The sequence below is a fragment of the Tsuneonella sp. HG094 genome, assembly GCF_053819285.1.
Window position 1 is genome coordinate 41702 of record NZ_JBSORA010000002.1, and the last position, 22488, is coordinate 64189.

Genomic DNA, 22488 nt, shown 5'->3' on the forward strand with positions numbered 1-22488 from the left:
GCAGCAAAAACGCCCTATTTCGAAGGCCATGCGGCAAGCGCCGCATCGGCCACTTCGAGCAGTTCGGCGCGGCTCGCGCCCAATTGCGCCTGCACCGAAATGCCCTGCATGATCGCCAGCAGGTAGCGGGTCATCGCGTCGGCACTGGTCGGCACAACGAATTCGCCCGCGTCGATCGCCTGCTGCATCCGATCCACAATCAATCGTTTCGCCGATTCGGCCCGGCGGTTCACATCGTCGCGGATCGACGGCTCAACGCTCTGGCAGGCAACAGAAGAGATCACGCCCATGCAGCCCCGGCATTCTCCTCCGGTCGCGGTATCGACAGCGCCGTGCAACAGATACCGGGCGACGGCTCTAGCCGTGGGCTCCTGCATCGCTTCGCCGATGTAGGTCAGCTTGTCGCGCTCGTAGAGGTCGAGCGCCTGGCGGAAAAGCGCCTCCTTGTTGCCGAACGCGGCGTAGAGGCTTGGCCGGGTGATGCCCATCGCATCGGTCAGGTCGGTCAGCGACGCGCCTTCGTAACCCTTGGTCCAAAAGACGCGCAGCGCCTCGCCCAAAGCGGCATCGGGACAAAACTCCCGTGGTCTCCCCCGTGTCGCAAGCTTTTCCATACTGGAGAGTATAGAAAGTCCTGGCGGCAAAAGCAAGGCGTACGTCGGTTGGTGCACGGTGCGGCGAAGGCTGCCAGAATCACTCGTGAACCTTAGTTCCCTACCGATTGGGTAGAAATTCTTTGTTTCGCGCCGCCGGTCGAGCCGCCAAGTTTGCCCTCCCTTTGGGCCGTGGGTGACATGCGCGATGATCGAGTTCGGCGACATCAATTTGGCGGCCTTGCTGCCGTTCATCCTGGTCGGGTTCGCCGCTCAGCTTGTCGACGGGGCGCTCGGAATGGCGTTCGGCGTGATTTCCAGTACGCTTCTGGTCGGAGTATTGGGGGTCAATCCCGCAGTCGCCTCCACGGGAGTTCACGTCGTGGAGAGCTTCACCACCGGAGCTTCGGGGATCAGCCACGCGTTGCACCGGAACATCAACTGGAAACTGTTCCTGCGCCTGCTGATCCCAGGCGTGATCGGCGGCATCCTCGGCGCATATGTGCTGACTTCTCTCGACGCATCGGTCACGCGGCCGCTGGTGATGATCTATCTGACGGGTATAGGGCTCTACCTCCTCTACCGGGGACTGGGCTTCCCGCTCCACCCGCGCGAGCCCAAGATCGTCGAGCCGCTGGGACTTGCCGGCGGCTTTCTCGATGCGGCGGGCGGCGGTGGCTGGGGTCCCGTGGTCACCAGCAACCTGATCATCCAGGGCTCCCCTCCGCGCGAGACGATCGGCACCGTCAGCGCGACCGAGTTCTTCCTGACGGTGACGATCTCGGCGACGTTCCTCTTTCACATCGGCATGGACGGGCTGACCCCCGACGTGTTGCAGCCGATGCTTGGCCTCCTTATCGGCGGCCTCCTGGCCGCGCCGTTCGGCGCTGTCGTCGCGAAACGCGTGCCGACCCGCGGCCTGTTGCTGATGGTCGGCGTGGTCTTGACGTTGACGAGTGCCTACAGCGTGTGGACCGCGCTCGCCAAATAGGCTTAGGCGCGGCCATGACCGCGCACAAACCCGGCGATCCGACCACGCTCAACCGCTTGTACGGCCGCAGCCAAGGCAAACCGCTGCGCGCCGGCCAGCAGGCGCTGGTCGACACGCTTCTACCGCAGATCTCCCCGCCGGCCGAAGGTCCGGTTTCGTCGCAGACGCTGTTCGGCGACGATCGCCCTCTCCACTTCGAGATCGGCTTCGGCGGCGGCGAACACATGGCATATCGCGCCGACTTGCTTCCCGACCATGGGTTCCTCGGCGCGGAGCCGTTCGTCAATGGCGTGGCACAGGCGCTCGTCCACGTGCGCGACGCCACTCTCGCCAACGTACGCATCCACCACGGCGACGCGCTGGAAGTCCTCCGCCGCGTACCCGATGGCGCGCTGACGATGGTCTATCTGCTGCACCCCGATCCCTGGCCCAAGGCCAAGCATGCCAAGCGCCGGATGATGAACGACGGCCCACTGCGCATGATCGCCGACAAGCTCAAGCCCGGAGCAGAGTTCCGCTTCGGCACCGACCATGCGGTGTATCTGCGCCACGCACTGATGGTCATGCGCCGCTTCACCGCCGAATTCGAATGGGTGGCCGAAGGCAAGGATAGCTGGCAGACTCGCCCGTCAGGCTGGCCCGAGACGCGCTACGAACACAAGGCCCGAACGGTATACGGGCACGAGGTCTGGTACTTCCGCTTTCGGCGGAAGTGACCTGCGGCTCAGGCGTCTTTGGTCGAACTGCGCCGTCGCAAAGGGACTACCCGCGCGGGCACGGCCGGAACCGCGCTGCGAAGCGCCTCGGCCAGATCATCGTCGCCCAGTGGGGCTTCGAATGCGAGGCCCGCGCTGCCGCGCTTCAGCCAGCGAAGCCGCGCTGGATGCGGGCCGGTGGCCCCCAGCCAGAGCAGCACCGGCGCATTCTTGACGACGGCGGTGGTGATCCCGCGCACGCGGCAGCCGCGCGCGTCGAAGTCGAGCACCGCGACCGCTTCCTCGGCGCCGTCGCCGATGCGGCAGCGCCCTTCGAGCGAGACGACGTCGCGTTCGCCCGCACGCGGGCCCGAATACCTGGTGGCCAGTTTCGGCCTTCTAGCGATCCCCATGAACATGAGGATGCGCGGTCCGGGTAAAGGAACCCTTGCAGACCGAAGGAAAACCTGCGGCTAGCCGACCACTCCCGCGGCCGCGAGCACCGCGAGCGTCAGCACGTCGGGCGCGAGCGCAGTCATCGGGGCGATCTGCACGGGTTTTTCCATGCCCACCAGCATCGGCCCGATCGTGCTTGCCCCCGCCAGCTCGCGCAGCAGCTTGGCCGACAGGTTTGCCGACTGGAGGCCCGGCATGACCAGCACGTTGGCCGGGGCCGAAAGGCGGCTGAACGGATAGAGCGCCATCACCTTGGGATTGAGCGCGGCATCGGGCGCGAGCTCGCCCTCGTATTCGAAATCGGGCTTCTGCGCGTCGAGGATGTCCACCGCCTGACGGATATTGTCGAGCCAACGGCCCGGCGGATTGCCGAAGGTGGAATAGGACAGGAAAGCGACGCGCGGATCGTGACCGAGCCGCTTCGCCACCGCGGCGGTTTCGGTCGCGATGTGCGCCAGCATCTCGGACGAAGGGCGCTCGTTGATCGTCGTGTCGGCAAGGAACACGGTGTAGTTCTTGCCGATCAGCAGGTGGATCCCGAACGCGGTCGCATCCTGCTTCGCGCCGAGCACGAGGCTGACCTCGCGCATCGACTGGGCGAAGGTGCGCGTAATGCCGGTGATCATCGCATCCGCATGGCCAAGCGCAACCAGGAGCGCGGCAAAGACGTTACGTTCCTGGTTGACCATGCGGCGCACGTCGCGCTCGGTTTGCCCGCGACGCTGGAGCTTGGCGTAGAGATGCTCGACCATCTGCGGCACGAGCGTGCTGTCGGCCGAATTCTGGATTTCGAAATCGCCGGGATTGCTCGCGCCGAGCATGTGCAGCTTGTCGACGATCGCCTTGGTCCGCCCGACGAGGATAGGGGTGCCGTAGCCGAAATCGCGGAACTGGATCGCCGCGCGCAGGACCACGTCCTCCTCCGCTTCGGCGAAGACCACCCGCTTGGGGTTCGCCTTGGCATCCTCGTACACGCGGGTGAGGACCGATGTCGTCGGGTTGAGCCGCGCCTTCAGGCTGTGGCGATAGGCCGCCATGTCGGCGATCGGCGCCTTGGCCACACCCGAATCCATCGCTGCCTGCGCGACCGCGCTGGAAACGACCTCCATCAGCCGTGGGTCGAACGGCGCGGGTATGATGTAGTCGGTGCCGAACTTGTGGTTCACGCCGTACGCCGCGGCGACCTCGTCAGGCACGCGTTCGCGCGCGAGCCCCGCGATGGCATGCGCGGCGGCCACCTTCATCTCCTCGTTGATCGCAGTGGCCTGCACGTCGAGCGCTCCGCGGAAGATGAACGGGAAGCCGAGCACGTTGTTGACCTGGTTCGGATAGTCCGAGCGGCCGGTCGCGATGATCGCGTCGGGACGCACGGCCTTGGCATCTTCCGGCCGGATTTCCGGATCGGGGTTGGCCATGGCGAAGATGATCGGCTGCGGGGCCATCTTCTTCACCCATTCGGGCTTGAGCGCGTCCTTGGCCGACAGGCCGAGGAAGATGTCCGCTCCGACGAGTGCTTCCTCGAGGCTGCGCGCCTCGGTCGGTACGGCATGCGCGCTCTTCCACTGGTCGACCCCCTCGCGGCCCGGATAGATCGGACCGCTGCGGTCGCAGACGATGACGTTCCCGTGCGGCACGCCGACCGACTTGATGAGCGCGGTGCACGCGAGCGCCGAGGCGCCCGCGCCGTTGACCACCATGCGCACGTCCTTGAGGCTGCGCCCGGTGAGATGGCAGGCGTTGATCAGCCCAGCCGCGGCGATGATCGCGGTGCCGTGCTGGTCGTCGTGCATCACCGGGATGTTCATCCGCTCGCGCAGGGCCTGCTCGATCACGAAGCATTCGGGGGCGGCGATGTCTTCCAGGTTGATGCCGCCGAAGCTCGGCTCCATCAGCGCGACCGCCTCGATGAACTTGTCGGGGTCTTCGGTGTCGAGTTCGATATCGATCGAATCGACGTCGGCGAAACGCTTGAACAGCACCGCCTTGCCTTCCATCACCGGCTTCGAGGCCAGCGCACCGAGATTGCCCAGGCCCAGGATGGCCGTACCGTTCGAGATCACCGCGACCAGGTTCGAACGGGCGGTGTACTTGGCCGCGTTGGCGGGGTCGGCGGCGATCGCCTCGACCGGGGCGGCAACGCCCGGCGAATAGGCGAGGCTGAGGTCCCGCTGGGTCGCCATCGGCTTCGACGGGACGATCTCGATCTTACCGGGGCGGATCGTCTCGTGATAGAAAAGCGCCTCGCGCGCGGTGAAGGCGGTGGGCTTGTCGTCGGCCAAAGGTATCCCCTGTCTTCGCGTTTCGCCGGTGCCCTAACGGAACTTGGACCGAGGCAACAGGGGAAAGCGCCCCCGCCAGCCGTTCCGAATCGCACGGCCCACCGCTAACCCCGCTGCCATGGCGGGCGGCGCAACTCCGATGATGGCGCAGTATCTGGCGCTGAAGCAGCAGGCCGAAGGGTCCTTGCTGTTCTATCGCATGGGCGACTTCTTCGAACTGTTCTTCGACGATGCCAGGATCGCCGCGCAGGTGCTCGACATCGCGCTGACCAGCCGGGGCGAGCACGGCGGCGTGCCGATCCCGATGTGCGGCGTGCCGGTGCATTCGGCCGAAGGCTATCTCGCGAGGCTGATCAAGGCGGGTCAGCGAGTCGCCATCGCCGAACAAACCGAGACGCCCGACGAGGCCAAGGCGCGCGCCAAGCGCGAGGGCATGCCTTCCTCGAAAGCGCTCGTCGCGCGCGACATCGTGCGCTTCGTCACCGCGGGCACGCTGACGGAGGAATCGCTGCTCGAGCCGCGGCGGGCAAACGTGCTCGCTGCGGTCTGCGAGGTGCGCGGGACGTGCGGGGTCGCGGCGATCGACATCTCCACCGGGCGCATGACGCTGGAGGAATGCGCCAGCGACGACGTGCCGGCCGTGATCGCCCGCCTTTCCCCCAGCGAACTCGTGGCACCCGAAGGCTGGGACGCCGCACCCGGCGAAGCGATCGTGCGCCCGGCGCGCGACTTTGCCAGCGATGGCGGCGCGGACCGGCTGCGCAAAATCCACGGCGTCGCCACGCTCGACGGCTTCGGCATGTTCGGCCGCGCCGCGCTGGCGGCGGCTGGTGGCCTTATCGCCTATCTCGACCACGTCGGCCGGGGTTCGCTCCCGCTGCTGCTGCAGCCCGTCGCCATCGAGGGGCGGGGCACGCTGGCGATGGACGCGGCGACCCGCGCCAGCCTCGAAATCCTCGAAGCCAGTCGCGGTGGGCGGAGCGGGAGCCTGGTCGATGCGATCGATCGCTGTGCCACCGGCGCGGGTGCGCGCCAGCTTGCCGAAGACCTCGCCGCCCCGCTGACCGATCGGGCAGCCATCGAAGAGCGGCTGGCACTGGTCGCCCGCCTCCACGGCGATCCACTTCTGCGCGCCGACGTGCGCGCGGCCCTGCGCGCCATGCCCGATCTCGGCCGCGCGATCGGACGTGTGGTCGCCGGACGCGGGTCACCGCGCGATCTCGGCCAGCTGCGCGACGGGCTCGACGGCGCGCGGCGGCTGCAGGGCCACCTCGCGGGGCAACCCGACCTACCGGTACTGCTGGAGGCGTTGCTTCCCGAGCTCGGCGGGCACGGAGCGCTGACCGACCTCTATGCCCGTGCGCTCGTCCCATCCCCGCCGACCGAACGCAGCCAGGGGGGCTACATCGCCGAGGGTTACGACGCGTCGCTCGACGACTTGCGTGCCACGTCCGGCAACGCCCGCCGCGCGATCGCCGCGCTCGAAGCGAAGTATCGCGCCGAAACCGGCATCGCTGCGCTCAAGATCCGGCACAACGGGGTGCTCGGCTACTTCATCGAGGTGCCGGCTGCGAAGGCGGACGGGCTGATGGCGCCGGACAGCGGCTTCACCCACCGCCAGACGATGGCCGGCGCGGTGCGGTTCAATTCGCTTTCCCTGCACGAAGAGGCGAGCCGCATCGCCGAAGCCGGCGGCCACGCGCTCGCCGCCGAGGAGGCGCATTTCGAGGAACTTGTCGAAGCCGCCGTGGCTGCGCGCGAGGGCATCGCCCGCACCGCTGCCGCGCTCGCCCGGATCGACGTGGCGGCAAGCCATGCCGAGCGTGCCGCGCAAGGCGACTGGGCGCGGCCCGAGGTCGTCGACGAGCCGGTCCTCGCGATTACCGGCGGTCGGCACCCTGTGGTCGAAGCCGCGCTGGCGGCGAGCGGCGAGCGCTTCGTCGCCAACGACTGCGCGCTCGGCCCCGAAGACCGGCTGTGGCTGATCGGCGGCCCCAACATGGGCGGCAAATCGACCTTCCTGCGGCAGAACGCGCTGATCGTCCTGCTCGCGCAGGCAGGCGCGTTCGTGCCCGCGACAAGCGCGCGCATTGGCCTCGTCGACCGACTGTTCAGCCGGGTCGGCGCGAGCGACCAGCTTGCCCGCGGGCGCTCCACCTTCATGGTCGAGATGGTCGAGACCGCCGCGATCCTCAGCCAGGCGAGCGAGCGGTCGTTCGTGATCCTCGACGAAGTCGGTCGCGGCACTTCCACCTACGACGGCCTCGCGCTGGCATGGGCGGTGGCGGAAGCGGTGCACAGCGCCAACCGCAGCCGGTGCCTGTTCGCGACGCACTATCACGAACTCGCGCGGCTCGCCGAAAGTTGCGAGGCACTGTCGCTCCACCATGTCCGCGCGCGCGAATGGAAGGGCGACCTCGTGTTGCTGCACGAACTGGCCGAAGGTCCGGCGGACCGAAGCTACGGCCTTGCGGTCGCGCGCCTTGCGGGCGTGCCGCCTGCGGTGGTCGCCCGCGCAAAGGCGGTGCTCGACCGATTGGAAAAAGGCCGCGCGGAAACCGGCGGACTCGCGGCGGGGCTCGGCGACCTGCCGCTGTTCGCCGCCGCCGCGCAGGCGGCCGAGCAGGAGTGCGATACCGTTCGCGAGATGCTGGAGGGCATCGACGTTGATGCGCTCAGCCCGCGCGAGGCGCTCGACGTCCTCTATGCGCTCAAGCGCGAAGCGGGTGAAAGCAGGCCTTAACCCTTCGCGTATAGTTTGGGGAAATGCGCGGGTACATGTTTCGCAATCGCTGGTTCGCCCTCATCTTCGTCGCGATGGTCCTCGCCGGCGTGACGAAGTTCGTCGGCACGGGGAATAACGACGGCGCGCTCGACGCAGCGAAAGAGCAGTTCGCCCAGCAACGCGCGATCGCCGAGGATTTCACCGGTTCGACGCAGCAGGTCTCTCCCGGCCAACCTGCCGAAGACGATATCACGATCGAGTTTTCGTCGGACGAGGAATTGATTGACCCGGCCGTTGGCGACGATCCGACCCCTCCCGACGAATTCGCCCCCGTCGCGGAGGCGGAGGCGATACCGGCGGAGGAGATCGTTATCGTATCGCAGGATCTTCCCGATCAACAGGAAAGCCCCCCGCAGTAATAGCTCCACACGTGCGGGATCAGACCTCGTCTGGGTCGTGCCCCTCGCCGTAGGCCTCGTCCTCATCATCCATGTTGGGTTCGCCCTGGTACGCACCCATGTCGATCCGGCCCGACGTCTCCATCTCGCGCATGTGATCGACGAGATCGGGGGTCTCGGTCGGCGACGGCTTGACGCTCGCGGTCGGATCGCCATGCCGCAGCGCCTCGGCCTGATCGGCGACGGTCTGCGCCTGCGCTTGCTCGTCGTCCTGTTCGGCATTGTGCGCCTCGGGGGCGAGGTCGGGGTCGGTGGCCATCGGTAATACTCCTTTTCCCGATGAACCTGCGGCGGGGCATCCGCGTTCCCGCTTGACACTCAGATCGATGCGGAAGACCTTTCGCGCCGGTGATTGGGGGATTGCCGATGGCTAGCGCATCCGGTTCCGCCGCGTTCGATAGGCGTGAACGCAACTTCTTCCTCGGCTTCGTGATCGTTGCATGGCTGGGCGTCCTGCTCGGATTCGCACCGCCCAGCTGGGAGCGGTTCCATGGCCGCGCCGACTATCCTGCGCCGCTCGTGCTGCAACTCCACGCCGGGCTGTTCGTGCTGTGGATGGTCCTGCTGACCTCGCAGGTCCTGCTCATCCGCGCAGCCAATCACGCGCTCCATCGCAGGATGGGGCTGAGCGCGGCAGCGCTGATCCCCTTGATGGTGCTGACCGGCTTCTTCGCCGAAGCATACAGCCAGAGGTATTACTTGGGTCATCCACCGGACAGCCAGGCGTTCTTTATCATCCCGATCTTCTATGTCGCGGCGTTCGGCATACTCGCGACGACGGCAGTGCTCCGCCGCCGCGAGTCCCCCGCGCACAAGCGGCTGATCTATCTCGCCACGACGATCATCGTCGGAGCGGCGTGGACGCGCACCTTGGGCGGGCCGATCGCGTCGGTCGTCGGAGACGGGTACTGGGGCATGATCGCGAACACTTTCATCAGCACCAACCTGCTGATCGCTGCGCTGGTGCTGTTCGATTGGCAGACCCGCGGACGCATGCATCCGGTGGTGCTGACGGCGGTCCCTGCCATTATCGCTTGCGAACTGGCGGTATCGTGGATCTATCACGCACCTGGCTGGCTGCCGATCGCGCGCGCGATCGTCGTGCCGCTGCCCGGCCCGCCGTTCTAGCGGGTCGGAACGGGCTCCGCGCCCGCATAGTCGTAGAAGCCCTTGCCGCTCTTGCGGCCGAGCCAGCCGGCCTCGACGTATTTCGACAGCAGCGGAGCGGGGCGATACTTGCTGTCCCCGGTAGAGCCGTGGAGCACGCGGACGATCTCGAGGCATGTGTCGAGCCCGATGAAGTCGGCAAGCTGCAATGGTCCCATCGGGTGATTGAGGCCGAGGCGGCAGGCGGCGTCGATGTCGGCGACGGTGGCAGTGCCCTCGCCGAGCGCGAAGACCGCTTCGTTGAGCATCGGCATCAGCACCCGGTTGACCACGAACCCGGGCGCATCGTGCACTTCGACGACATGCTTGCCGAGGCTCGTCCCCAGCGCCTTGGTGCGGGCCAGGGTTTCAGGCGACGTGGCGAGACCGGCGATCACCTCCACGAGGCCCATCACCGGCACCGGATTGAAGAAGTGCAGCCCGATGAACCGCGCCGGGTCGGGCGACCAGTTCGCCATCCGGGTGATCGGGATCGAACTGGTGTTGCTGGCGAGGATCGCACCCGCGCCCAGAACCTTGCCTGCATTCTCGAAGATCGACTGCTTGATGCGCTCGTTCTCGGTCGCGGCCTCGATGATGAAGGCAGCAGCGGCCATCGGCGAAAGGTCGGCGACCGGGGTAATCCGAGCGAGAGCCGCTTCGGCATCGCTCGCCTCCAGCTTGCCCTTGTCGACCAGCCGCGCGAGGCCTTTACCGATGCCGGCCTTGCCCTTTTCGGCGGCGGCGAGGTCGATATCGGAGAGAAGGACCGTGTACCCGCTCTGCGCGAGCGTCTGGGCGATTCCCGCCCCCATCTGGCCCGCGCCGATAACCCCGATCGTATCCATGCCGATTTCCTTCGCAACTGCAGCAATGCGCGGTTAGCGACGGGATGTGGACTTTGCTAGCGATTTGCTCCGGGGACCCAGGTCACGTCGCCCCTGCCTTCATCGTTCTCGAGCCGGGCGAGCTGGAAGAGGAAGTCCGACAGCCGGTTGACGTAAGCGAGCGCGGCCGGGTTCACGGGTTCGTGGCTGGCGAGCGCGGTCATCGCCCGCTCTGCCCGCCGTACGGCCGCGCGCGCGACATGGACCCGCGCGGCGCTCTCGCTGCCGCCGGGAAGGACGAAGCTGGTGAGCGGATGAAGCGCTTCATTGAACGCGTCGATCCGCTGTTCCAGCCACTCCGACTGCGACAAGACGATCCGCAGCGTCATTTCGCCGGGCGTGAAGTCTTCGCCGGGGGTAGCGAGGTCGGCACCCAGATCGAACAGATCGTTCTGTATGCGCGTGACGTCGGCCCGCGCCTCGCCCGCCAGCGCAATCGCGGCAAGCCCGAGCGCCGAGTTCGCCTCGTCCACCGCGCCGATCGCCTCGATCCGCGCGGAGTGCTTGGGACAGCGCGAGCCGTCGACGAGACCTGTCGTGCCGTCGTCGCCGGTGCGGGTGTAGATCTTGTTGAGCTTTACCAAGGGAGCGGGCCGTCCTGAGCCTGTCGAGGGATCAGCGCGCCATCATGATGATCACCGCGACCACCACGATCGCGAGCGCCTGGTACTTGATGCGATTGAACATCATCTTGTTCTGGAGCAGCTGCATTTCCTGCTGCCGTTCCGGGCCTGCGTCGATGTCCGCCTTGTGCGATTGCAGGAACGCCACGATCCCGCGCACCAGCGAATAGACGACGAAGCCCATCAGGACGACGAGCACGATGATGAGGAAGGTCTGCATGGCCCTAATCTAGGCCCGGCCCGAGCGAAATGCCAGCGGGGAAGCGGTGTTCGCGCAAGGCGGCGGCAAGCGCCTTGCCATCCTCGCCCGCTATCCGCAGGTCTCCCAGGCCCGGCGAGCCGCGCCGCTTGGCGAGCTTGCGGCCGTCCGGCTCGACCAGCAGCAGGTGGTGGTGCCAGCGCGGCACCGGCAGGCCGAGCAGCGCCTGCAGCAGGCGGTGGACATGCGTGGCCGCGAACAGGTCACACCCCCGCGTCACCAGCGTGATCCCGTCGGCTGCGTCGTCGAGCGTGGCGGCGAGATGGTAGCTGGCGGGCGCATCCTTGCGCACCAGCACCGGATCGCCCGCCAGAACGGGCTGCGCCTGCTGTGTTCCGGCCAGTTCGTCATGCCATTCGAGCGGCCCGGTGAGCGCGAGCGCCTTTGCGACGTCGAGCCGCCATGCCACTTTGGCGGGGGTATCGGTCCGCCCGCGGCAGGTGCCGGGATAGACTGGCCCCGCGACTTCGGCACGGGTGCAGGTGCACGGGTAAAGCAAGCCCATCGCGCGCAGTCGCTCGGCTGCCGCCTCGTAGCTGGCAAGGCGGGTCGATTGCGGCGCAACCTCGCCCCACGCGAGGCCGAGCCAGGCAAGGTCGGCGCGGAATTCGTCCGCCAGTTCGGGGCGGCTGCGCGTTCCGTCGATATCCTCGACCCGCAACAGGAAGCGCCCGTCCCGCTCGCGCGCCAGGTCGTGCGCGACGATCGCCGCCCAGGCATGGCCGAGATGCAGCGATCCGTTGGGGCTCGGGGCGAAGCGGGTCACGTCCATCGCGCCCGCCTAGCGGCAATCGTCTGTGGATTCACGCACCGTCACGGGGTTGACGCACGAATCGGCAAATGCTCCCCTCGGTCAATCGGAGGGCGTGGGCGGATATGTTCAAGGCCGAACTGATCGAACGGGCGGCTCATTTCCGCGCTTCTGCGGAGGACCCGACCCGCGCGCTCGAAAGCTGCCCGGCGCTGGTGCTCAACGCCGATTACACCCCGCTGTCGTATTACCCGCTCAGCCTGTGGCCGTGGCAGACCGCGATCAAGGCGGTGTTCCTCGAACGGGTCGACATCGTCGCGAGCTACGACCGGCAGGTCCATTCGCCCAGCCTCGACATGCAGATCCCCAGCGTGATCGCGCTGCGGCAGTACGTGAAGCCATCCGAATTTCCCGCCTTCACCCGCTTCAACCTGTTCCTGCGCGACCGGTTCGCCTGCCAGTACTGCGGCAGCGAAAAGGACCTGACCTTCGACCACGTGATCCCTCGCCGCCTCGGCGGACGCACCACGTGGGAGAACATCGCCACCGCCTGCGCGCCCTGCAACATGAAGAAGGGCGGCCGCACCCCGGCGCAGGCGCACATGAACCTCGTCCGCCCGATCCGCCCGACGAGCTGGCAGCTCCACCAGCACGGCAAGGCGTTTCCACCGGGGTACCTGCACGAGACGTGGCGGGACTGGCTGTACTGGGAAATCGAGCTGGAGGCTTAGCGTTTTGGTTGAGCTCCCTGCCCATCAGGACGACCCTAATCCCTCTGCCACCGCCCGATCAAAATTTTGGCAATGGTTTGAGCGCGACTTGAACGAAAGTAGGCCTTTCAGCCTGGCTTTTTCCATCCTGCCGCTGATCCCAGCGTTTCTCTCTGAGACCTACGTTCACAACGGCGCTCTTACGACGACGCTGTACGTCGTTGGCGGAGGAATCGCCTTGGGCTGGTTCTGCTTTGTCATGTTTCGCAAAATCAAAACTGACGTCCGGGATACCAAGCGCGCATTTGCCGACTACAAGGCCAGAAAGCGGGGGAAGGACATCCCGACACGATGTCCAGCTTGCGGTCATGAGCTTGAAGAGTTCGCAGCGCCCAACGATGGACACGTCTACAAGTTCGAGGGTTGGGATTGCCCGAAGTGCGGAGCAATGCTCGACCAGATTGGCCACCAAATCTGACCGGATGGAAATGGCCGCTAAATCGCCGTCCGCACGCTCAGCAGTTCGGGGAAGAAGGCCTGCTTGAGCACGCCTTCGAGGTAGGGCACCCCCGCCGTCCCGCCGGTCCCGCGCTTGAAGCCGATGATGCGCTCGACCGTCTTCAGGTGGCCGAAGCGCCAGCGCTGGAAGTGGTATTCGAGGTCGACCAGCTTTTCGGCGAGTTCGTAGAGGTCCCAGTGCGCCTCCGGGTCGCGGTAGATTTCGGCCCAGGCGGCCTCGACCGCAGGCGAGGGTGTCCAGCCGCCCGAGTGGTCGCGCTCCAGCACCTCCGCCGGAATCGCGAGGCCGCGCCGCGCCAGCAGCCGCACCGCTTCGTCATAGAGGCTCGGGCGATCGAGTTCCGCGCGAAGCTCCGCGGCCACCTCGGGCGTCGCCTCGTGCATGGTCACCATGTCGGGATTGCGCCCGCCCATGAGGAACTCCATCAGCCGGTACTGCGCGCTCTGGAACCCGCTCGAGCTCGACAGGTGCGGGCGGACTTCCGAATAATCCGCCGGGGTCATCGTGCTGAGCACGTCCCACGACGATATCAGTTGCCCTTGCGCCCGCGCCACGCGGGCGAGCATCTTGAACGCGGGCCGCAGGTCGTCGGCGGCGATCTCGTCGCGCGCGGCGGTGAGTTCGTGGAGGCACAGCTTGAGCCACAGCTCGCTCGCCTGGTGGACGATGATGAACAGCATCTCGTCGTGCGCCGCGCTCGCCGGGTGCTGCGCGGAGAGGATCCTGTCGAGATCGAGATACGATGAATAAGTAACGTCGGCCATGGGCGACGCCTACGCCAAACCAGTCGCGGGTGAAACTACCCCTCTATCGTCCGGCTGGCTGGATGATGCTTGTCGAGATGCTTGCGCACGATGCGCAGGTTGCGGGTATTCGACTTGAACACGAAGTCAATCGCGTCGCCCACCACCGGGATCGCGCCGACCGCCGTATCGACCGCCACGTTTCCGGTCATCCGCCACAGCTTCCACTTCGGCATGCCGAGGTTCTTCGCTTCCCAGACGAGGTACATGCCCATCGCTGCGGCGACGAAATCGCCGACCACCGGCACCAGCCCGACGATCGAGTCGAGGCCCACGCGGTAGTTCACGCCCGGGATGGTGAAACTGTTTTCGAGCAGCTGCTCCATCGCCTCGATCCGGCGGCGCACGGCGACCGGGTCGGTGCCGATCGGCAGTTCGATGCCCATCGGGCGGGGGCGGTTGGCGGGGTCCGTCGGCATCGGCGTGTTTCTCCTGCCCGTTATCTGGGGGCGAGCGCGAGCGGAAACAACGGGTGGACCGCCCAGCGATTGGGGACGAAGCCCTGCAGGTCGCCGCGCACCAGCGACCAGCGGACCGGGGCGCCGAGCGGAATGTAGCCCTGCTGCGCGGTGATCCGGGTTTCGGCCTCGGCCAGCATGGTCGCCCGCGCGATCGGGTCGTCTTCCCGCGCGGCATCGCGGACGAGCTCGTCGGCCTCGGGCGAACAGAGGGCCCGGCGCACCGCGCAGGCGAACTGGTCGAGGTACCAGCGCCGGCTCCCGAACCGCGCCAGCGTGTCGACCAGTTCGAGGTCGGCCGGACGACCCTTGCGCGCGCGGGTCGCGGTCACGCCGATTTCAGCCCAGTCGGCGGCGATCTCGCGCAGGAGGAGGTCGGCGCCCGGCCCTTCGGGCAGCGCGATCGACAACGTGCGCTGGTCCTGCGGCACGACTGCGATCCGCTGCCGGGCGGCGGCGCGGCGCTGCTCGATCGCGAGGTTGGTCCAGCGTTCGGTCGCCGCATCGCCGATCGCCGCGACGGGCGTGATGCGCGTGCTCGGCAGCCAGCCCGCGATGTTGAATGGGGCGAGCAGGGTTTCGCGCTCGATCGCCATGGCGAGCGCCTCGCGCCGGGTGTCCTCGGCGAGCACGCCTTCGCTCCGCAGGACTTTGAGCCCGAGCAGTCCCTGAGCCGCGTCCAGCCGCACCGTCCCCCGCGACAGCGGACCGATATCGGCGAGCGGCAGGTCCGCGATCGTGCCGCCGAGCACGAGATCGACCTCACCCTCGCGGAATGCGGCCACGGCCGCGCGGGCGGTCAGCACGCGCACATCGAGCGCGCGGGTCCCTTCGCGCCAGTCCTCGCGCGTCGGCAGGCCGCGTGCCTCGGGCGACAGCAGTGCGAGCCGGACTCCCCCGCGCTCGCCATCGCTGCCATTTTCGACGGCCATCGGGCCGACACCCTTGCCTTTGTAGGGCACCCCCATTTCGGGCTGGGCCAGCAATTGCAGCAGATCGGGCATGGGGCTCGACAGGCGAATCTCGATGACGCGTCCGGTCATCGCCCGCACTTCGGACACCGCCGCGAAATCGAGCGCCATCGAACTGCCGCGCAGGTCGCGCATCGTCCGGCGCAGTGCGTCGCGGACCTGCTCGGCGGTCATCGGCTTGCCGTCGGGCCATTCGGAATTGCGCAAGCGGAAGATGTACGACAGTCCGTCGTCGGTCACGATCCAGCGCTCGGCGAGTGCCGGAACGACTTCGCCCGCCTCGTCGAGCGCGACCAGTCCCTCGGTCGTGGCAGCGCGCATCTGCTGTGCGGGGACCGACAGCCGCAAGCTCCGCTCCGACAGCGAATCGGCCTCGCCGATCAGGGCGATGCCGACCGTGCCCGCATCGTCGCTCGATCCGCATGCCGCCAGCATGAGCGCAGCGGAGATCGCCAATGGAAGAGCAGGCCGAACCATCGCCGACCCGGATAGCAGTTCAATGCGCCTGCGTCAGCGGGCCGCGCCGATTAACCGCAGGTCAAATGGTGCGGATACGCTTGGGTTCGGTCTGGGAGGCCGGCGGAGCGATTGCCGACGGGCGCACATAGCGGGGCGTCGTGATGTCGCCGCTGGCGTTGATGGCGCTGCGCGGCGCCTTGGGATCGACCTCGTCGGCGAAGGCGATGCCGAAGCGCTGCTCGTGCACCCAGGCAACGTTGCCATCGACGACGGGCACGTTCTTCAGCGCGACTTTCACATGCGTGCCCGGCAGCAGGCGAAGATCCCCTTCAGCCATCATTCCGGTGGCCGAGAGATTGCGCACGCGCACCCGGTGGGGGACGGCTTCGCCGTCGAGAAAGAGCTCGGCCATCAGGAACAGGCTGTCCCGGTTTACGTGTCGTGTATCGACGCCTGACATTGCCGACATGGCTCCCTTGGCCTGACTTATCGCGACCCTCCACGCGCGTTTGCGCGAAGGCCTGCCAAGTTAGCCGGGATAATCTAAATAAAACTTAAGCGAAAACCGCTGCGGGACCCGGAAATTCAGTCGTCGCGCGAAATTTTCTCGCGTCGCTCGTGCGCTTCTTGCGCCTCGACCGTCATCGTGGCGACGGGGCGGGCGATCAGGCGCTTGAGGCCGATCGGATCGCCGGTCACCTCGCAATAGCCGTACTCGCCCGCGTCGATGCGGCGGACCGCCGAATCGATCTTGGCGATCAGCTTGCGCTGGCGATCGCGGGTGCGCAGTTCGATGCCCCAGTCGGTCTCGCTCGAGGCGCGATCGTTGAGGTCGGCCTCGCGGATCGGGCCGTCCTGCAGCGACTGGAGAGTCGCGCTGGAGGCAGACAGGATGGACCGCTTCCATTCCAGCAGCAGCATGCGGAAATAGTCCTGCTGCGCTGCGTTCATGTACTCTTCGTCTTCGGACGGAGAATAGTCGGGTGCCAGCGCTCGCCGAGCTTTTTCGAGTACATCGATGTCGTCGCTTGCCAGAGTGGCCATCGTGTTTCTCATTCCAATCTGTCGCACCAGGTTCGCTTAACCGGCCGAAACCGGGTCCACAGAACATCGACTTGGCGCGCCTATAATGACGGGCCCCAACCGGCACAAGCCAGCTTGCCGAATGCGGCGCCCTAGGCGGGGAAAACTTAAGCGGGGCCGAACGAGCGCGCGATCGGACCGAGTTTTTCGTCCGCCTGTTAACCACTTGTTGACCATAATCCGGCCTAACTGGTCCCGACGGCGGCATGGGGGCTCGCCGCCAGGGGGTAATTCGAGATGGAACTTCGCAAGATTGAAGGCGCCGCGATCATCAAGGGACCGGTCGCGACCGACATGCTGGTCGCGCACTGCCTCGCCGCTGCGGCACAAGGCGACGTAAGCGCGCTCTACGACCTCGGCGTCGCCTATTCGACCGGTAGCCACGGCGCTGCCTGCGACCTCATCGAAGCGCACAAGTGGTTCAACCTCGCCGCCGCACGCGGTCACGAGGAAGCTGCCTGGTGCCGGGCCGACATTTCCGACGAAATGACCGCGCGCGAGATCGCCGAAGCGCAGCGCCGCGCGCGCCAGTGGCTGATCGACGGCGAGCGCCGGGCCGCCTGATCCTCAGCCTTTCCTGAACGGAGTCGTGCGGCCGAGCCAGTCGGCGTCGACCGCGATCCCCTCGCGCTCCCGCTCGAGGTAATCGGCAATCGCTCGGCGGAAGCCGGGATCGGCGATCCAGTGAGCCGAGTTGGTCTGCACCGGTTCGTAGCCGCGGGCGATCTTGTGCTGACCCTGCGCGCCCGCCTCCACTCGCGACAACCCGCGCGCGATCGCCTCGTCGATCGCCTGATAATAGCACAGCTCGAAATGGAGGAAGCGCCGGTCCTCGACGCAGCCCCAGTAGCGCCCGTAGAGGGCGTCTTCCCCGACGAAATTGAGGGCTCCCGCGATCGGCCTCCCCTCGTCGAACGCCATGACCAGCACGATGCGACCCGCCATCGTCTCGCCGAGCAAATCGAATGCCGAACGGGTCAGGTAGGGACTGCCCCACTTCCGGCTGCCGGTGTCCTGGTAGAAGCCCCAGAACGCGTCCCAGTGCTCGGGCAGGATGTCCCCGCCCGACAGTCGGCGGATCGTCACGCCTTCCTGCGCCGCCTCGCGCTCCTTGCGGATCGCCTTGCGCTTGCGACTCGCGAGCGCGCCGAGGAAATCGCCGAACGAGGCATAGCCGCGGTTGGTCCAGTGGAACTGGATGTCGTGTCGCATGAGCCAGCCGGCCTCCTCGAACAGCGTCACCTGCTCCGGCTCGATGAAGGTCGCGTGGATCGAGGACAGCTCGTTGGCGGCGGCGAACTGCTCGGCGAAGCGCAGCAGCGGCAGCGCCAGCGCAGGCTCGCTTGTCAGCACGCGCGGTCCGCTTGCTGGGGTGAACGGCGCGGCGATCTGCAGCTTGGGGTAATAGCTGCCGCCCGCCCGGTGCCATGCATCGGCCCAGGCGTGGTCGAACACGTACTCGCCCTGGCTGTGCCCTTTCACGTAAGCTGGAAGCGCCCCGACGAGGCGGCCGGCATCCTCGATCACCAGCGGCACCGGCAGCCAACCGGTCCCCTCGCCAACGCTTCCCGAATTCTCGAGAGCGGCGAGGAAGGCGTGGGTCATGAACGGATTGCCGCCATCCGAAAGCGCATCCCACTGGTCGGCGGGCAGGTTCGCCACCCCGTGCGCCATGCGCGCGACGAGCGATCCATCGTTCATGCGAGTCCCGCCCCTTCGGCGATCGGCGCGTCGGCGTATTCCGCTGCGACCCCGCGCAGTCCGGGGGAGCGCACCGTCCAAGTCAAAAGCGGTAGCCCCCGCCTGCGCTGGCTTGCAGCGAAGCGGCTCGGGAGATCGCGCACGTCATAGGCAAGGAAATCGGGGCGCGCGTGCCAGAGCGCCAGCTGCCGCTTGAGCGGGCCGAGCTCTTCGCCTTTGCCGCTCTCCGTCATTACGAGACCACGCACGATGTCGCCTGCGTGGGCGGCGAACCATTTCGGCACGCGCGGATCGAAGCTCATAACCGCAACGGCACCGCGATACCCCTCTATGGCGCGGCGCACGGCGAGGCACAGCGGCACCGGATTGCGTTCGCGCTTCGATTTGATCTCGATCAGCAGCGGCACTCTTCCCGCCACCTGATCGAGCAGCCGATCGAGAGTGGGAATCGTATCGCCGCTGCCCGCGAGCGCGATTGTCTCTAGTGCCGCCGCGTCGCGCGCGCCGACCGGCCCAGCCTCGTCGGTCAGCCGCTCGAGCGTCCAGTCGTGGAAGACCATTGCGCGTCCGTCGCGGCTTTTCTGGACGTCGCACTCGATGCCCATGCCGCGACGAATGGCCTCGGCGAACGCGGCGGGCGAGTTCTCCACCGTCGTCCCGTCGTGCACCCCGCGGTGCGCATAGTCGTGACCGCGCAGCCAGCCGACCCGCTGCGGATCGGGCGCCGGCGACAGGAGGCTATCGAGCCAGCAGGCGATCATCAGGGGGCATCAGTCCCGTATGGCGACGATCGCGTCGACCTCGACCGCGGCGCCGAGCGGCAACACCGGCACGCCGACCGCGCTGCGCGCGTGCTTGCCGGCGTCGCCGAACACTTCGGCCATGAGCTCACTCGCGCCGTTGGCGATCCTGGGCTGGCCATCGAACTCGGCAGTCGAGCTGACGAAGGCGCCGAGCTTGATGACCTGCTCGACCCGGTCGAGCGAGCCGAGCGCAGCCTTCAACTGCGCGAGGATCATAAGCCCGCAGGCACGGGCAGCGGCCACACCGTCGTCGACCGGCACGTTTTCACCCAGCCGTCCCTTGACGAGCTGGCCGTTCATGAACGGCAGCTGGCCCGAGACGTAGGCCCGGCGACCGTCGATCACGACGGGAACGTAGGCCGCGACCGGAGCGGCCGCTTCGGGAAGAGTGATGCCGAGTTCGCTCAGGCGCGCGTCGATGCTCATGATGGGTCCTCTTTCTTCTGCCCTATCGCTTTCGCTACTTGAGGGCGGGTTCCTTTCTTGCCCTTTCGCTTTCGCTACTTGAGGGCGGGTTCCTTTTCAGTCTGCCCTGCCGCGTCGCCGTTCGCGGGCAGGTCCTTCGTGAGTTCGGCGAGCAGCCAAGGCGTCGCTTCGTCCCAGGTGTCGATCCGCGCATGCGCGGTGCCCGCCTGGTGCGCGCAGGCGATTCGGCCCGCGAGCATCGGTTCGCCGCACAGGTGCAGCCGCCGCACATTCGGTACGTCCGCTCCGACCGATGCATGATGCTGGGCGAGGTCGTCGATGAACACGGCGCGGCTCGGCGCATATTCCTCGACGATGGCCTTCAGCGCCGGACCCTTGGGTCCCTGATTGGTGAAGACCCGCGCATGGATGCCGATGTCGGCGAGCTGCTGGCTCCGCATCTCGCGGTGCCGGTCGGTCAGGTTGGTGAGCACCACCACGTCGGCGTGCTGCGACAGGGTGGCAATGCCCTCGACCGCGCCGGGGATCGGGTCCTGCCGGTGCATCTCGGTATCGAAGAAACTGCGCAGGAAGCCCCAGATTTCCGCCGGGTCGACCAACTCGCCGCTTTCGCGCCAGCGCATCGCTTCCGAAAAGTCGTTGCCGACCAACTGGAAATCGACCCCCTGCGCCTCTTCCAGCCATGCCTTGAAGTGCGCCACCATGTAGAGCAGCACCTCGTCGCAGTCGGTGATCAGCAGCGGCCGGCTCATCTGGACAGCTCCCGCCGTGCTTCGGCCAGTCGCTCGGGCGGCACGTTGAGCGCGTCGGCCGCGAGCATCAGGTCGGGCTCGTGCCCGGCGAGATAGTCGAGCACCGCGGCCAACGTCGAACGGTCGGTCAGGTTGTCGCGCAGCACCTCGGGCGTGAGGCCCGTCAGCGACAGCAGCCGCTCCGCCCGCTCGTCGTCCGCCAGCACCCAGCCGAGCGCGGACAGCGCCAACGTGTCGGCGTCTCCGGAATGATGGTGGGTCTCGGCAGTAATCGTCAGCGTCCCATTGTTTCGGCCGGCACATGGCCCTAGTCGCTGCGGCGTAGCGCAACCGGAGCGATGGCGGCAGTGGCAAAGAGAATCCTCGTTGTCGAGGACAACGACCTCAACCGCAAACTGTTCTGCGACGTGTTGCGCGCGAGCGGGTTCGAGGTCGAGCCGGTGGCCGACGGCGAGCTGGTGCTGAACGCCGCGCGGGCCTTCGATCCCGACCTCGTGATCATGGACATCCAGCTTCCCGGCGTATCCGGCGTCGACCTCATCGCCGCGATGCGCCGCGACGCCGCGCTTCTCAAAACCCCGGTCCTGGCGGTCACCGCCTACGCCGGCAAGGGCGACGAGGACCGCATCCGAGATGCGGGCGCGACCGGATACCTCGCGAAACCCGTGAGCATCGGCCCATTCATGACGGCGGTGCGGGGGTTGGTAGCGTAGCGCTACCCGATCTGGCGGTCGATAGACTGCGGCACCGTCTGATCGAGCCAATTGCCCGCTCGGTTAATTTTGTTATTCTCGAGCCGAGTCGCACTCATTGCAAAAATGCAAGGTCGGCGAAGATGCCAGTGTCTGCTCTCAGGCGTTTCGAGAAGTTTTTCGACGCGACATCGGACTGTCAGTTCTATGTCAAGCAGGGCCCAGACGGCCGGTTCCGATACGTTCACGTCAATCCGGCCGCCCTATCGGTTACGGGCAGAAAGTTCGAGGCAGAGCTGGTCGGACTCACCCCGCTCGAAGCTCTGGGCGACGACTACGGGACGACGGTCGAGCAGAATATCATGGCCGCCTACCAAAGCGGCGCAACCCATCACTATCGAGGGTCGCTCAGCCGTGAGGGAGGGCCGCCCTTTTATGATACCTTCTACTTTCCCCTGCATGACGACGAGGGCAAGGTCGCAGGAATACTCGGATCAGCGCGCGACATCAGCGAGATAAACACGCTGACCGAGAAGGCGATTCACAACGAAAAGATCGAGACACTGGGAACTGTCGCGAGCGGCATCGTTCACGATTTCCGGAATATCCTCGCCGCGTTCCAGGCAGTACTTCGTCTGTTGCAGGACCGGAATATGGACGAGGATCGTCGCAAGCTGGTCCTCGACGAAGGTCACCGCACCTTGGCCAACGGTACGGCGCTGACCGATCGCCTGACCGCGTTTGCCCGCCGCGAGAGGATCAAGGCGATCCCGCACGACATGGCAAAACTCCTGAACGAAAGTCGGCCGATCGTCGAACGGGTCCTTGGCAGAACTATCTCGTTAACGATCGAGTGTCCGGGGGACCTTTGGCAGGCGTGCTGCGACCGTTCCGAGTTCGAACTCGCCTTGGTGAATCTGGCAACGAACGCGCGGGACGCGATGGATGGAACCGGCAGCATCTGGATTTCGGCAAAGAATGCTAGCTTTCGGGATGACGAAACTCCGAGCTTTCCACGCGAGGCGGTGGTCGTCACTTTTCGCGATGATGGGTGCGGCATGGATCGCGAGACTGCAGGCAAGGCGGTCGATCCGTTCTTCACCACGAAGCCGGAAGGGAAAGGCACCGGGCTGGGCCTCAGCGGCATCGCCCGCTTTGCCCAAGGCATCGGCGGTGCTTTGCAGATCGATAGCGAACCCGGAGCGGGTACGGCGATTTCGATCTATTTTCCCCGGGCCGATGCCTGA

28 protein-coding genes are annotated in these 22488 nt (G+C 66.6%); 10 read left to right on the top strand and 18 right to left on the bottom strand.

Translation table 11 applies throughout. The features are described from left to right. Positions 1 to 14: 14 nt before the first annotated feature. Complete coding sequence (locus ACWPMX_RS14655; RefSeq protein WP_455700837.1) at positions 15 to 560, bottom strand: TetR/AcrR family transcriptional regulator; 546 nt, start codon at positions 558 to 560, stop codon at positions 15 to 17. 241 nt (positions 561 to 801) lie between these two features. Between ACWPMX_RS14655 and ACWPMX_RS14660 the strand changes: the two genes are divergently transcribed. Together ACWPMX_RS14660 and trmB are read left to right on the top strand one after the other, a co-directional pair. After that, a complete protein-coding gene (locus tag ACWPMX_RS14660) occupies positions 802 to 1584 on the top strand; it encodes a sulfite exporter TauE/SafE family protein (protein ID WP_455700838.1) in 783 nt (260 codons plus the stop codon). 14 nt (positions 1585 to 1598) lie between these two features. Further along, complete coding sequence (gene trmB / locus ACWPMX_RS14665) at positions 1599 to 2300, top strand: tRNA (guanine(46)-N(7))-methyltransferase TrmB (protein ID WP_455700839.1); 702 nt, start codon at positions 1599 to 1601, stop codon at positions 2298 to 2300. 8 nt (positions 2301 to 2308) lie between these two features. Here the strand turns inward: trmB and ACWPMX_RS14670 are convergent, their stop codons facing one another. Together ACWPMX_RS14670 and ACWPMX_RS14675 are read right to left on the bottom strand one after the other, a co-directional pair. Continuing rightward, positions 2309 to 2698, bottom strand: coding sequence for a hypothetical protein (locus ACWPMX_RS14670; RefSeq protein ID WP_455700840.1), 390 nt, complete (start codon positions 2696 to 2698; stop codon positions 2309 to 2311). Between the two features lie 54 nt (positions 2699 to 2752). Then, positions 2753 to 5014 (bottom strand): NADP-dependent malic enzyme, encoded by a 2262-nt coding sequence (locus tag ACWPMX_RS14675; protein ID WP_455700841.1) that lies wholly within the window; start codon positions 5012 to 5014, stop codon positions 2753 to 2755. A gap of 118 nt (positions 5015 to 5132) precedes the next feature. On the opposite strand from ACWPMX_RS14675, the gene mutS reads away from it, so the two are divergent. Both mutS and ACWPMX_RS14685 read left to right on the top strand, forming a co-directional pair. Further along, entirely contained in the window at positions 5133 to 7757 is a 2625-nt protein-coding gene (gene mutS, locus ACWPMX_RS14680; RefSeq protein ID WP_455700842.1) for a DNA mismatch repair protein MutS, read from the top strand. 35 nt (positions 7758 to 7792) lie between these two features. Then, entirely contained in the window at positions 7793 to 8158 is a 366-nt protein-coding gene (locus ACWPMX_RS14685; RefSeq protein ID WP_455700843.1) for a hypothetical protein, read from the top strand. Between the two features lie 19 nt (positions 8159 to 8177). On the opposite strand, the gene ACWPMX_RS14690 is transcribed toward ACWPMX_RS14685, so the two are convergent. Next, on the bottom strand, positions 8178 to 8456 hold the full coding sequence (locus ACWPMX_RS14690) for a hypothetical protein (protein WP_455700844.1): 279 nt from the start codon (positions 8454 to 8456) through the stop codon (positions 8178 to 8180). A gap of 107 nt (positions 8457 to 8563) precedes the next feature. Between ACWPMX_RS14690 and ACWPMX_RS14695 the strand changes: the two genes are divergently transcribed. Continuing rightward, positions 8564 to 9325 (top strand): hypothetical protein, encoded by a 762-nt coding sequence (locus tag ACWPMX_RS14695; protein ID WP_455700845.1) that lies wholly within the window; start codon positions 8564 to 8566, stop codon positions 9323 to 9325. On the opposite strand, the gene ACWPMX_RS14700 is transcribed toward ACWPMX_RS14695, so the two are convergent. From ACWPMX_RS14700 to gluQRS, 4 genes are read right to left on the bottom strand one after another with little or no spacing between them, the layout of a single operon-like run. Continuing rightward, the gene (locus tag ACWPMX_RS14700; RefSeq protein ID WP_455700846.1) at positions 9322 to 10191 is read right to left on the bottom strand and encodes a 3-hydroxyacyl-CoA dehydrogenase NAD-binding domain-containing protein; all 870 of its coding nucleotides are present in this window, start codon (positions 10189 to 10191) and stop codon (positions 9322 to 9324) included. The two genes, ACWPMX_RS14695 and ACWPMX_RS14700, sit on opposite strands and share 4 nt — an antisense overlap. A 56-nt stretch (positions 10192 to 10247) precedes the next feature. Beyond that, entirely contained in the window at positions 10248 to 10814 is a 567-nt protein-coding gene (locus ACWPMX_RS14705) for a cob(I)yrinic acid a,c-diamide adenosyltransferase (protein ID WP_455700847.1), read from the bottom strand. A 31-nt stretch (positions 10815 to 10845) separates the two neighbouring features. Next, complete coding sequence (locus ACWPMX_RS14710; RefSeq protein WP_455700848.1) at positions 10846 to 11073, bottom strand: hypothetical protein; 228 nt, start codon at positions 11071 to 11073, stop codon at positions 10846 to 10848. 4 nt (positions 11074 to 11077) lie between these two features. Beyond that, positions 11078 to 11884 carry a tRNA glutamyl-Q(34) synthetase GluQRS gene (gluQRS, locus tag ACWPMX_RS14715; RefSeq protein ID WP_455700849.1) on the bottom strand — a complete coding sequence of 269 codons (807 nt, stop codon included), beginning with the start codon at positions 11882 to 11884 and terminating at the stop codon, positions 11078 to 11080. Between the two features lie 104 nt (positions 11885 to 11988). Here gluQRS and ACWPMX_RS14720 point away from each other — a divergent pair, with 104 nt between their 5' ends. Together ACWPMX_RS14720 and ACWPMX_RS14725 are read left to right on the top strand one after the other, a co-directional pair. Beyond that, complete coding sequence (locus ACWPMX_RS14720; RefSeq protein ID WP_455700850.1) at positions 11989 to 12594, top strand: HNH endonuclease; 606 nt, start codon at positions 11989 to 11991, stop codon at positions 12592 to 12594. Between the two features lie 4 nt (positions 12595 to 12598). Next, on the top strand, positions 12599 to 13051 hold the full coding sequence (locus ACWPMX_RS14725) for a hypothetical protein (RefSeq protein ID WP_455700851.1): 453 nt from the start codon (positions 12599 to 12601) through the stop codon (positions 13049 to 13051). A 17-nt stretch (positions 13052 to 13068) separates the two neighbouring features. On the opposite strand, the gene ACWPMX_RS14730 is transcribed toward ACWPMX_RS14725, so the two are convergent. The 5 genes from ACWPMX_RS14730 to dksA all read right to left on the bottom strand — a co-directional run bounded on the left by ACWPMX_RS14730 (position 13069) and on the right by dksA (position 16828). Next, a complete protein-coding gene (locus ACWPMX_RS14730; protein ID WP_455700852.1) occupies positions 13069 to 13857 on the bottom strand; it encodes a tryptophan 2,3-dioxygenase in 789 nt (262 codons plus the stop codon). A gap of 35 nt (positions 13858 to 13892) precedes the next feature. Next, positions 13893 to 14315 (bottom strand): DUF4112 domain-containing protein, encoded by a 423-nt coding sequence (locus tag ACWPMX_RS14735; protein WP_455700853.1) that lies wholly within the window; start codon positions 14313 to 14315, stop codon positions 13893 to 13895. Positions 14316 to 14335: 20 nt separating this feature from the next. Further along, complete coding sequence (locus tag ACWPMX_RS14740; RefSeq protein ID WP_455700854.1) at positions 14336 to 15802, bottom strand: ABC transporter substrate-binding protein; 1467 nt, start codon at positions 15800 to 15802, stop codon at positions 14336 to 14338. Between the two features lie 61 nt (positions 15803 to 15863). Further along, positions 15864 to 16244: a PilZ domain-containing protein gene (locus ACWPMX_RS14745; RefSeq protein ID WP_455700855.1), complete on the bottom strand. Its 381-nt coding sequence runs from the start codon at positions 16242 to 16244 to the stop codon at positions 15864 to 15866. Between the two features lie 125 nt (positions 16245 to 16369). After that, positions 16370 to 16828: an RNA polymerase-binding protein DksA gene (gene dksA, locus ACWPMX_RS14750; protein ID WP_455700856.1), complete on the bottom strand. Its 459-nt coding sequence runs from the start codon at positions 16826 to 16828 to the stop codon at positions 16370 to 16372. A 276-nt stretch (positions 16829 to 17104) separates the two neighbouring features. Between dksA and ACWPMX_RS14755 the strand changes: the two genes are divergently transcribed. Beyond that, positions 17105 to 17431, top strand: a complete 327-nt coding sequence (locus tag ACWPMX_RS14755; protein WP_455700857.1) for a hypothetical protein — start codon at positions 17105 to 17107, stop codon at positions 17429 to 17431. Between the two features lie 3 nt (positions 17432 to 17434). Here ACWPMX_RS14755 and ACWPMX_RS14760 read toward each other — a convergent pair whose 3' ends face one another. From ACWPMX_RS14760 to ACWPMX_RS14780, 5 genes are all read right to left on the bottom strand, one after another. Beyond that, positions 17435 to 18568 carry a GNAT family N-acetyltransferase gene (locus ACWPMX_RS14760; RefSeq protein WP_455700858.1) on the bottom strand — a complete coding sequence of 378 codons (1134 nt, stop codon included), beginning with the start codon at positions 18566 to 18568 and terminating at the stop codon, positions 17435 to 17437. Next, the gene (locus ACWPMX_RS14765; protein WP_455700859.1) at positions 18565 to 19329 is read right to left on the bottom strand and encodes a glycerophosphodiester phosphodiesterase family protein; all 765 of its coding nucleotides are present in this window, start codon (positions 19327 to 19329) and stop codon (positions 18565 to 18567) included. The genes ACWPMX_RS14760 and ACWPMX_RS14765 overlap by 4 nt, the downstream gene beginning before the upstream one ends. Positions 19330 to 19338: 9 nt before the next feature. Continuing rightward, complete coding sequence (locus ACWPMX_RS14770; RefSeq protein ID WP_455700860.1) at positions 19339 to 19797, bottom strand: RidA family protein; 459 nt, start codon at positions 19795 to 19797, stop codon at positions 19339 to 19341. Positions 19798 to 19871: 74 nt separating this feature from the next. After that, positions 19872 to 20549 carry an HAD family hydrolase gene (locus tag ACWPMX_RS14775; RefSeq protein WP_455700861.1) on the bottom strand — a complete coding sequence of 226 codons (678 nt, stop codon included), beginning with the start codon at positions 20547 to 20549 and terminating at the stop codon, positions 19872 to 19874. Next, positions 20546 to 20779, bottom strand: coding sequence for a DUF3572 family protein (locus tag ACWPMX_RS14780; RefSeq protein ID WP_455700862.1), 234 nt, complete (start codon positions 20777 to 20779; stop codon positions 20546 to 20548). Before ACWPMX_RS14780 ends, ACWPMX_RS14775 begins: the two co-directional genes overlap by 4 nt. A gap of 117 nt (positions 20780 to 20896) precedes the next feature. Here ACWPMX_RS14780 and ACWPMX_RS14785 point away from each other — a divergent pair, with 117 nt between their 5' ends. Next, a complete protein-coding gene (locus ACWPMX_RS14785) occupies positions 20897 to 21262 on the top strand; it encodes a response regulator (protein WP_455700863.1) in 366 nt (121 codons plus the stop codon). Positions 21263 to 21390: 128 nt separating this feature from the next. After that, positions 21391 to 22488 carry a two-component system sensor histidine kinase NtrB gene (locus tag ACWPMX_RS14790; RefSeq protein ID WP_455700864.1) on the top strand — a complete coding sequence of 366 codons (1098 nt, stop codon included), beginning with the start codon at positions 21391 to 21393 and terminating at the stop codon, positions 22486 to 22488.

Excerpts from the sequence above, each read along its gene's own strand:
- ACWPMX_RS14660 (WP_455700838.1), top strand. The coding sequence starts at position 802 with ATGATCGAGTTCGGCGACATCAATTTGGCGGCCTTGCTGCCGTTCATC.
- trmB (WP_455700839.1), top strand. The coding sequence starts at position 1,599 with ATGACCGCGCACAAACCCGGCGATCCGACCACGCTCAACCGCTTGTAC.
- ACWPMX_RS14670 (WP_455700840.1), bottom strand. The coding sequence starts at position 2,698 with ATGTTCATGGGGATCGCTAGAAGGCCGAAACTGGCCACCAGGTATTCG.
- mutS (WP_455700842.1), top strand. The coding sequence starts at position 5,133 with ATGGCGGGCGGCGCAACTCCGATGATGGCGCAGTATCTGGCGCTGAAG.
- ACWPMX_RS14685 (WP_455700843.1), top strand. The coding sequence starts at position 7,793 with ATGTTTCGCAATCGCTGGTTCGCCCTCATCTTCGTCGCGATGGTCCTC.
- ACWPMX_RS14690 (WP_455700844.1), bottom strand. The coding sequence starts at position 8,456 with ATGGCCACCGACCCCGACCTCGCCCCCGAGGCGCACAATGCCGAACAG.
- ACWPMX_RS14695 (WP_455700845.1), top strand. The coding sequence starts at position 8,564 with ATGGCTAGCGCATCCGGTTCCGCCGCGTTCGATAGGCGTGAACGCAAC.
- ACWPMX_RS14700 (WP_455700846.1), bottom strand. The coding sequence starts at position 10,191 with ATGGATACGATCGGGGTTATCGGCGCGGGCCAGATGGGGGCGGGAATC.
- ACWPMX_RS14710 (WP_455700848.1), bottom strand. The coding sequence starts at position 11,073 with ATGCAGACCTTCCTCATCATCGTGCTCGTCGTCCTGATGGGCTTCGTC.
- gluQRS (WP_455700849.1), bottom strand. The coding sequence starts at position 11,884 with ATGGACGTGACCCGCTTCGCCCCGAGCCCCAACGGATCGCTGCATCTC.
- ACWPMX_RS14720 (WP_455700850.1), top strand. The coding sequence starts at position 11,989 with ATGTTCAAGGCCGAACTGATCGAACGGGCGGCTCATTTCCGCGCTTCT.
- ACWPMX_RS14730 (WP_455700852.1), bottom strand. The coding sequence starts at position 13,857 with ATGGCCGACGTTACTTATTCATCGTATCTCGATCTCGACAGGATCCTC.
- ACWPMX_RS14735 (WP_455700853.1), bottom strand. The coding sequence starts at position 14,315 with ATGCCGACGGACCCCGCCAACCGCCCCCGCCCGATGGGCATCGAACTG.
- ACWPMX_RS14740 (WP_455700854.1), bottom strand. The coding sequence starts at position 15,802 with ATGGTTCGGCCTGCTCTTCCATTGGCGATCTCCGCTGCGCTCATGCTG.
- ACWPMX_RS14745 (WP_455700855.1), bottom strand. The coding sequence starts at position 16,244 with ATGTCAGGCGTCGATACACGACACGTAAACCGGGACAGCCTGTTCCTG.
- dksA (WP_455700856.1), bottom strand. The coding sequence starts at position 16,828 with ATGGCCACTCTGGCAAGCGACGACATCGATGTACTCGAAAAAGCTCGG.
- ACWPMX_RS14755 (WP_455700857.1), top strand. The coding sequence starts at position 17,105 with ATGGAACTTCGCAAGATTGAAGGCGCCGCGATCATCAAGGGACCGGTC.
- ACWPMX_RS14760 (WP_455700858.1), bottom strand. The coding sequence starts at position 18,568 with ATGAACGATGGATCGCTCGTCGCGCGCATGGCGCACGGGGTGGCGAAC.
- ACWPMX_RS14765 (WP_455700859.1), bottom strand. The coding sequence starts at position 19,329 with ATGATCGCCTGCTGGCTCGATAGCCTCCTGTCGCCGGCGCCCGATCCG.
- ACWPMX_RS14770 (WP_455700860.1), bottom strand. The coding sequence starts at position 19,797 with ATGAGCATCGACGCGCGCCTGAGCGAACTCGGCATCACTCTTCCCGAA.
- ACWPMX_RS14775 (WP_455700861.1), bottom strand. The coding sequence starts at position 20,549 with ATGAGCCGGCCGCTGCTGATCACCGACTGCGACGAGGTGCTGCTCTAC.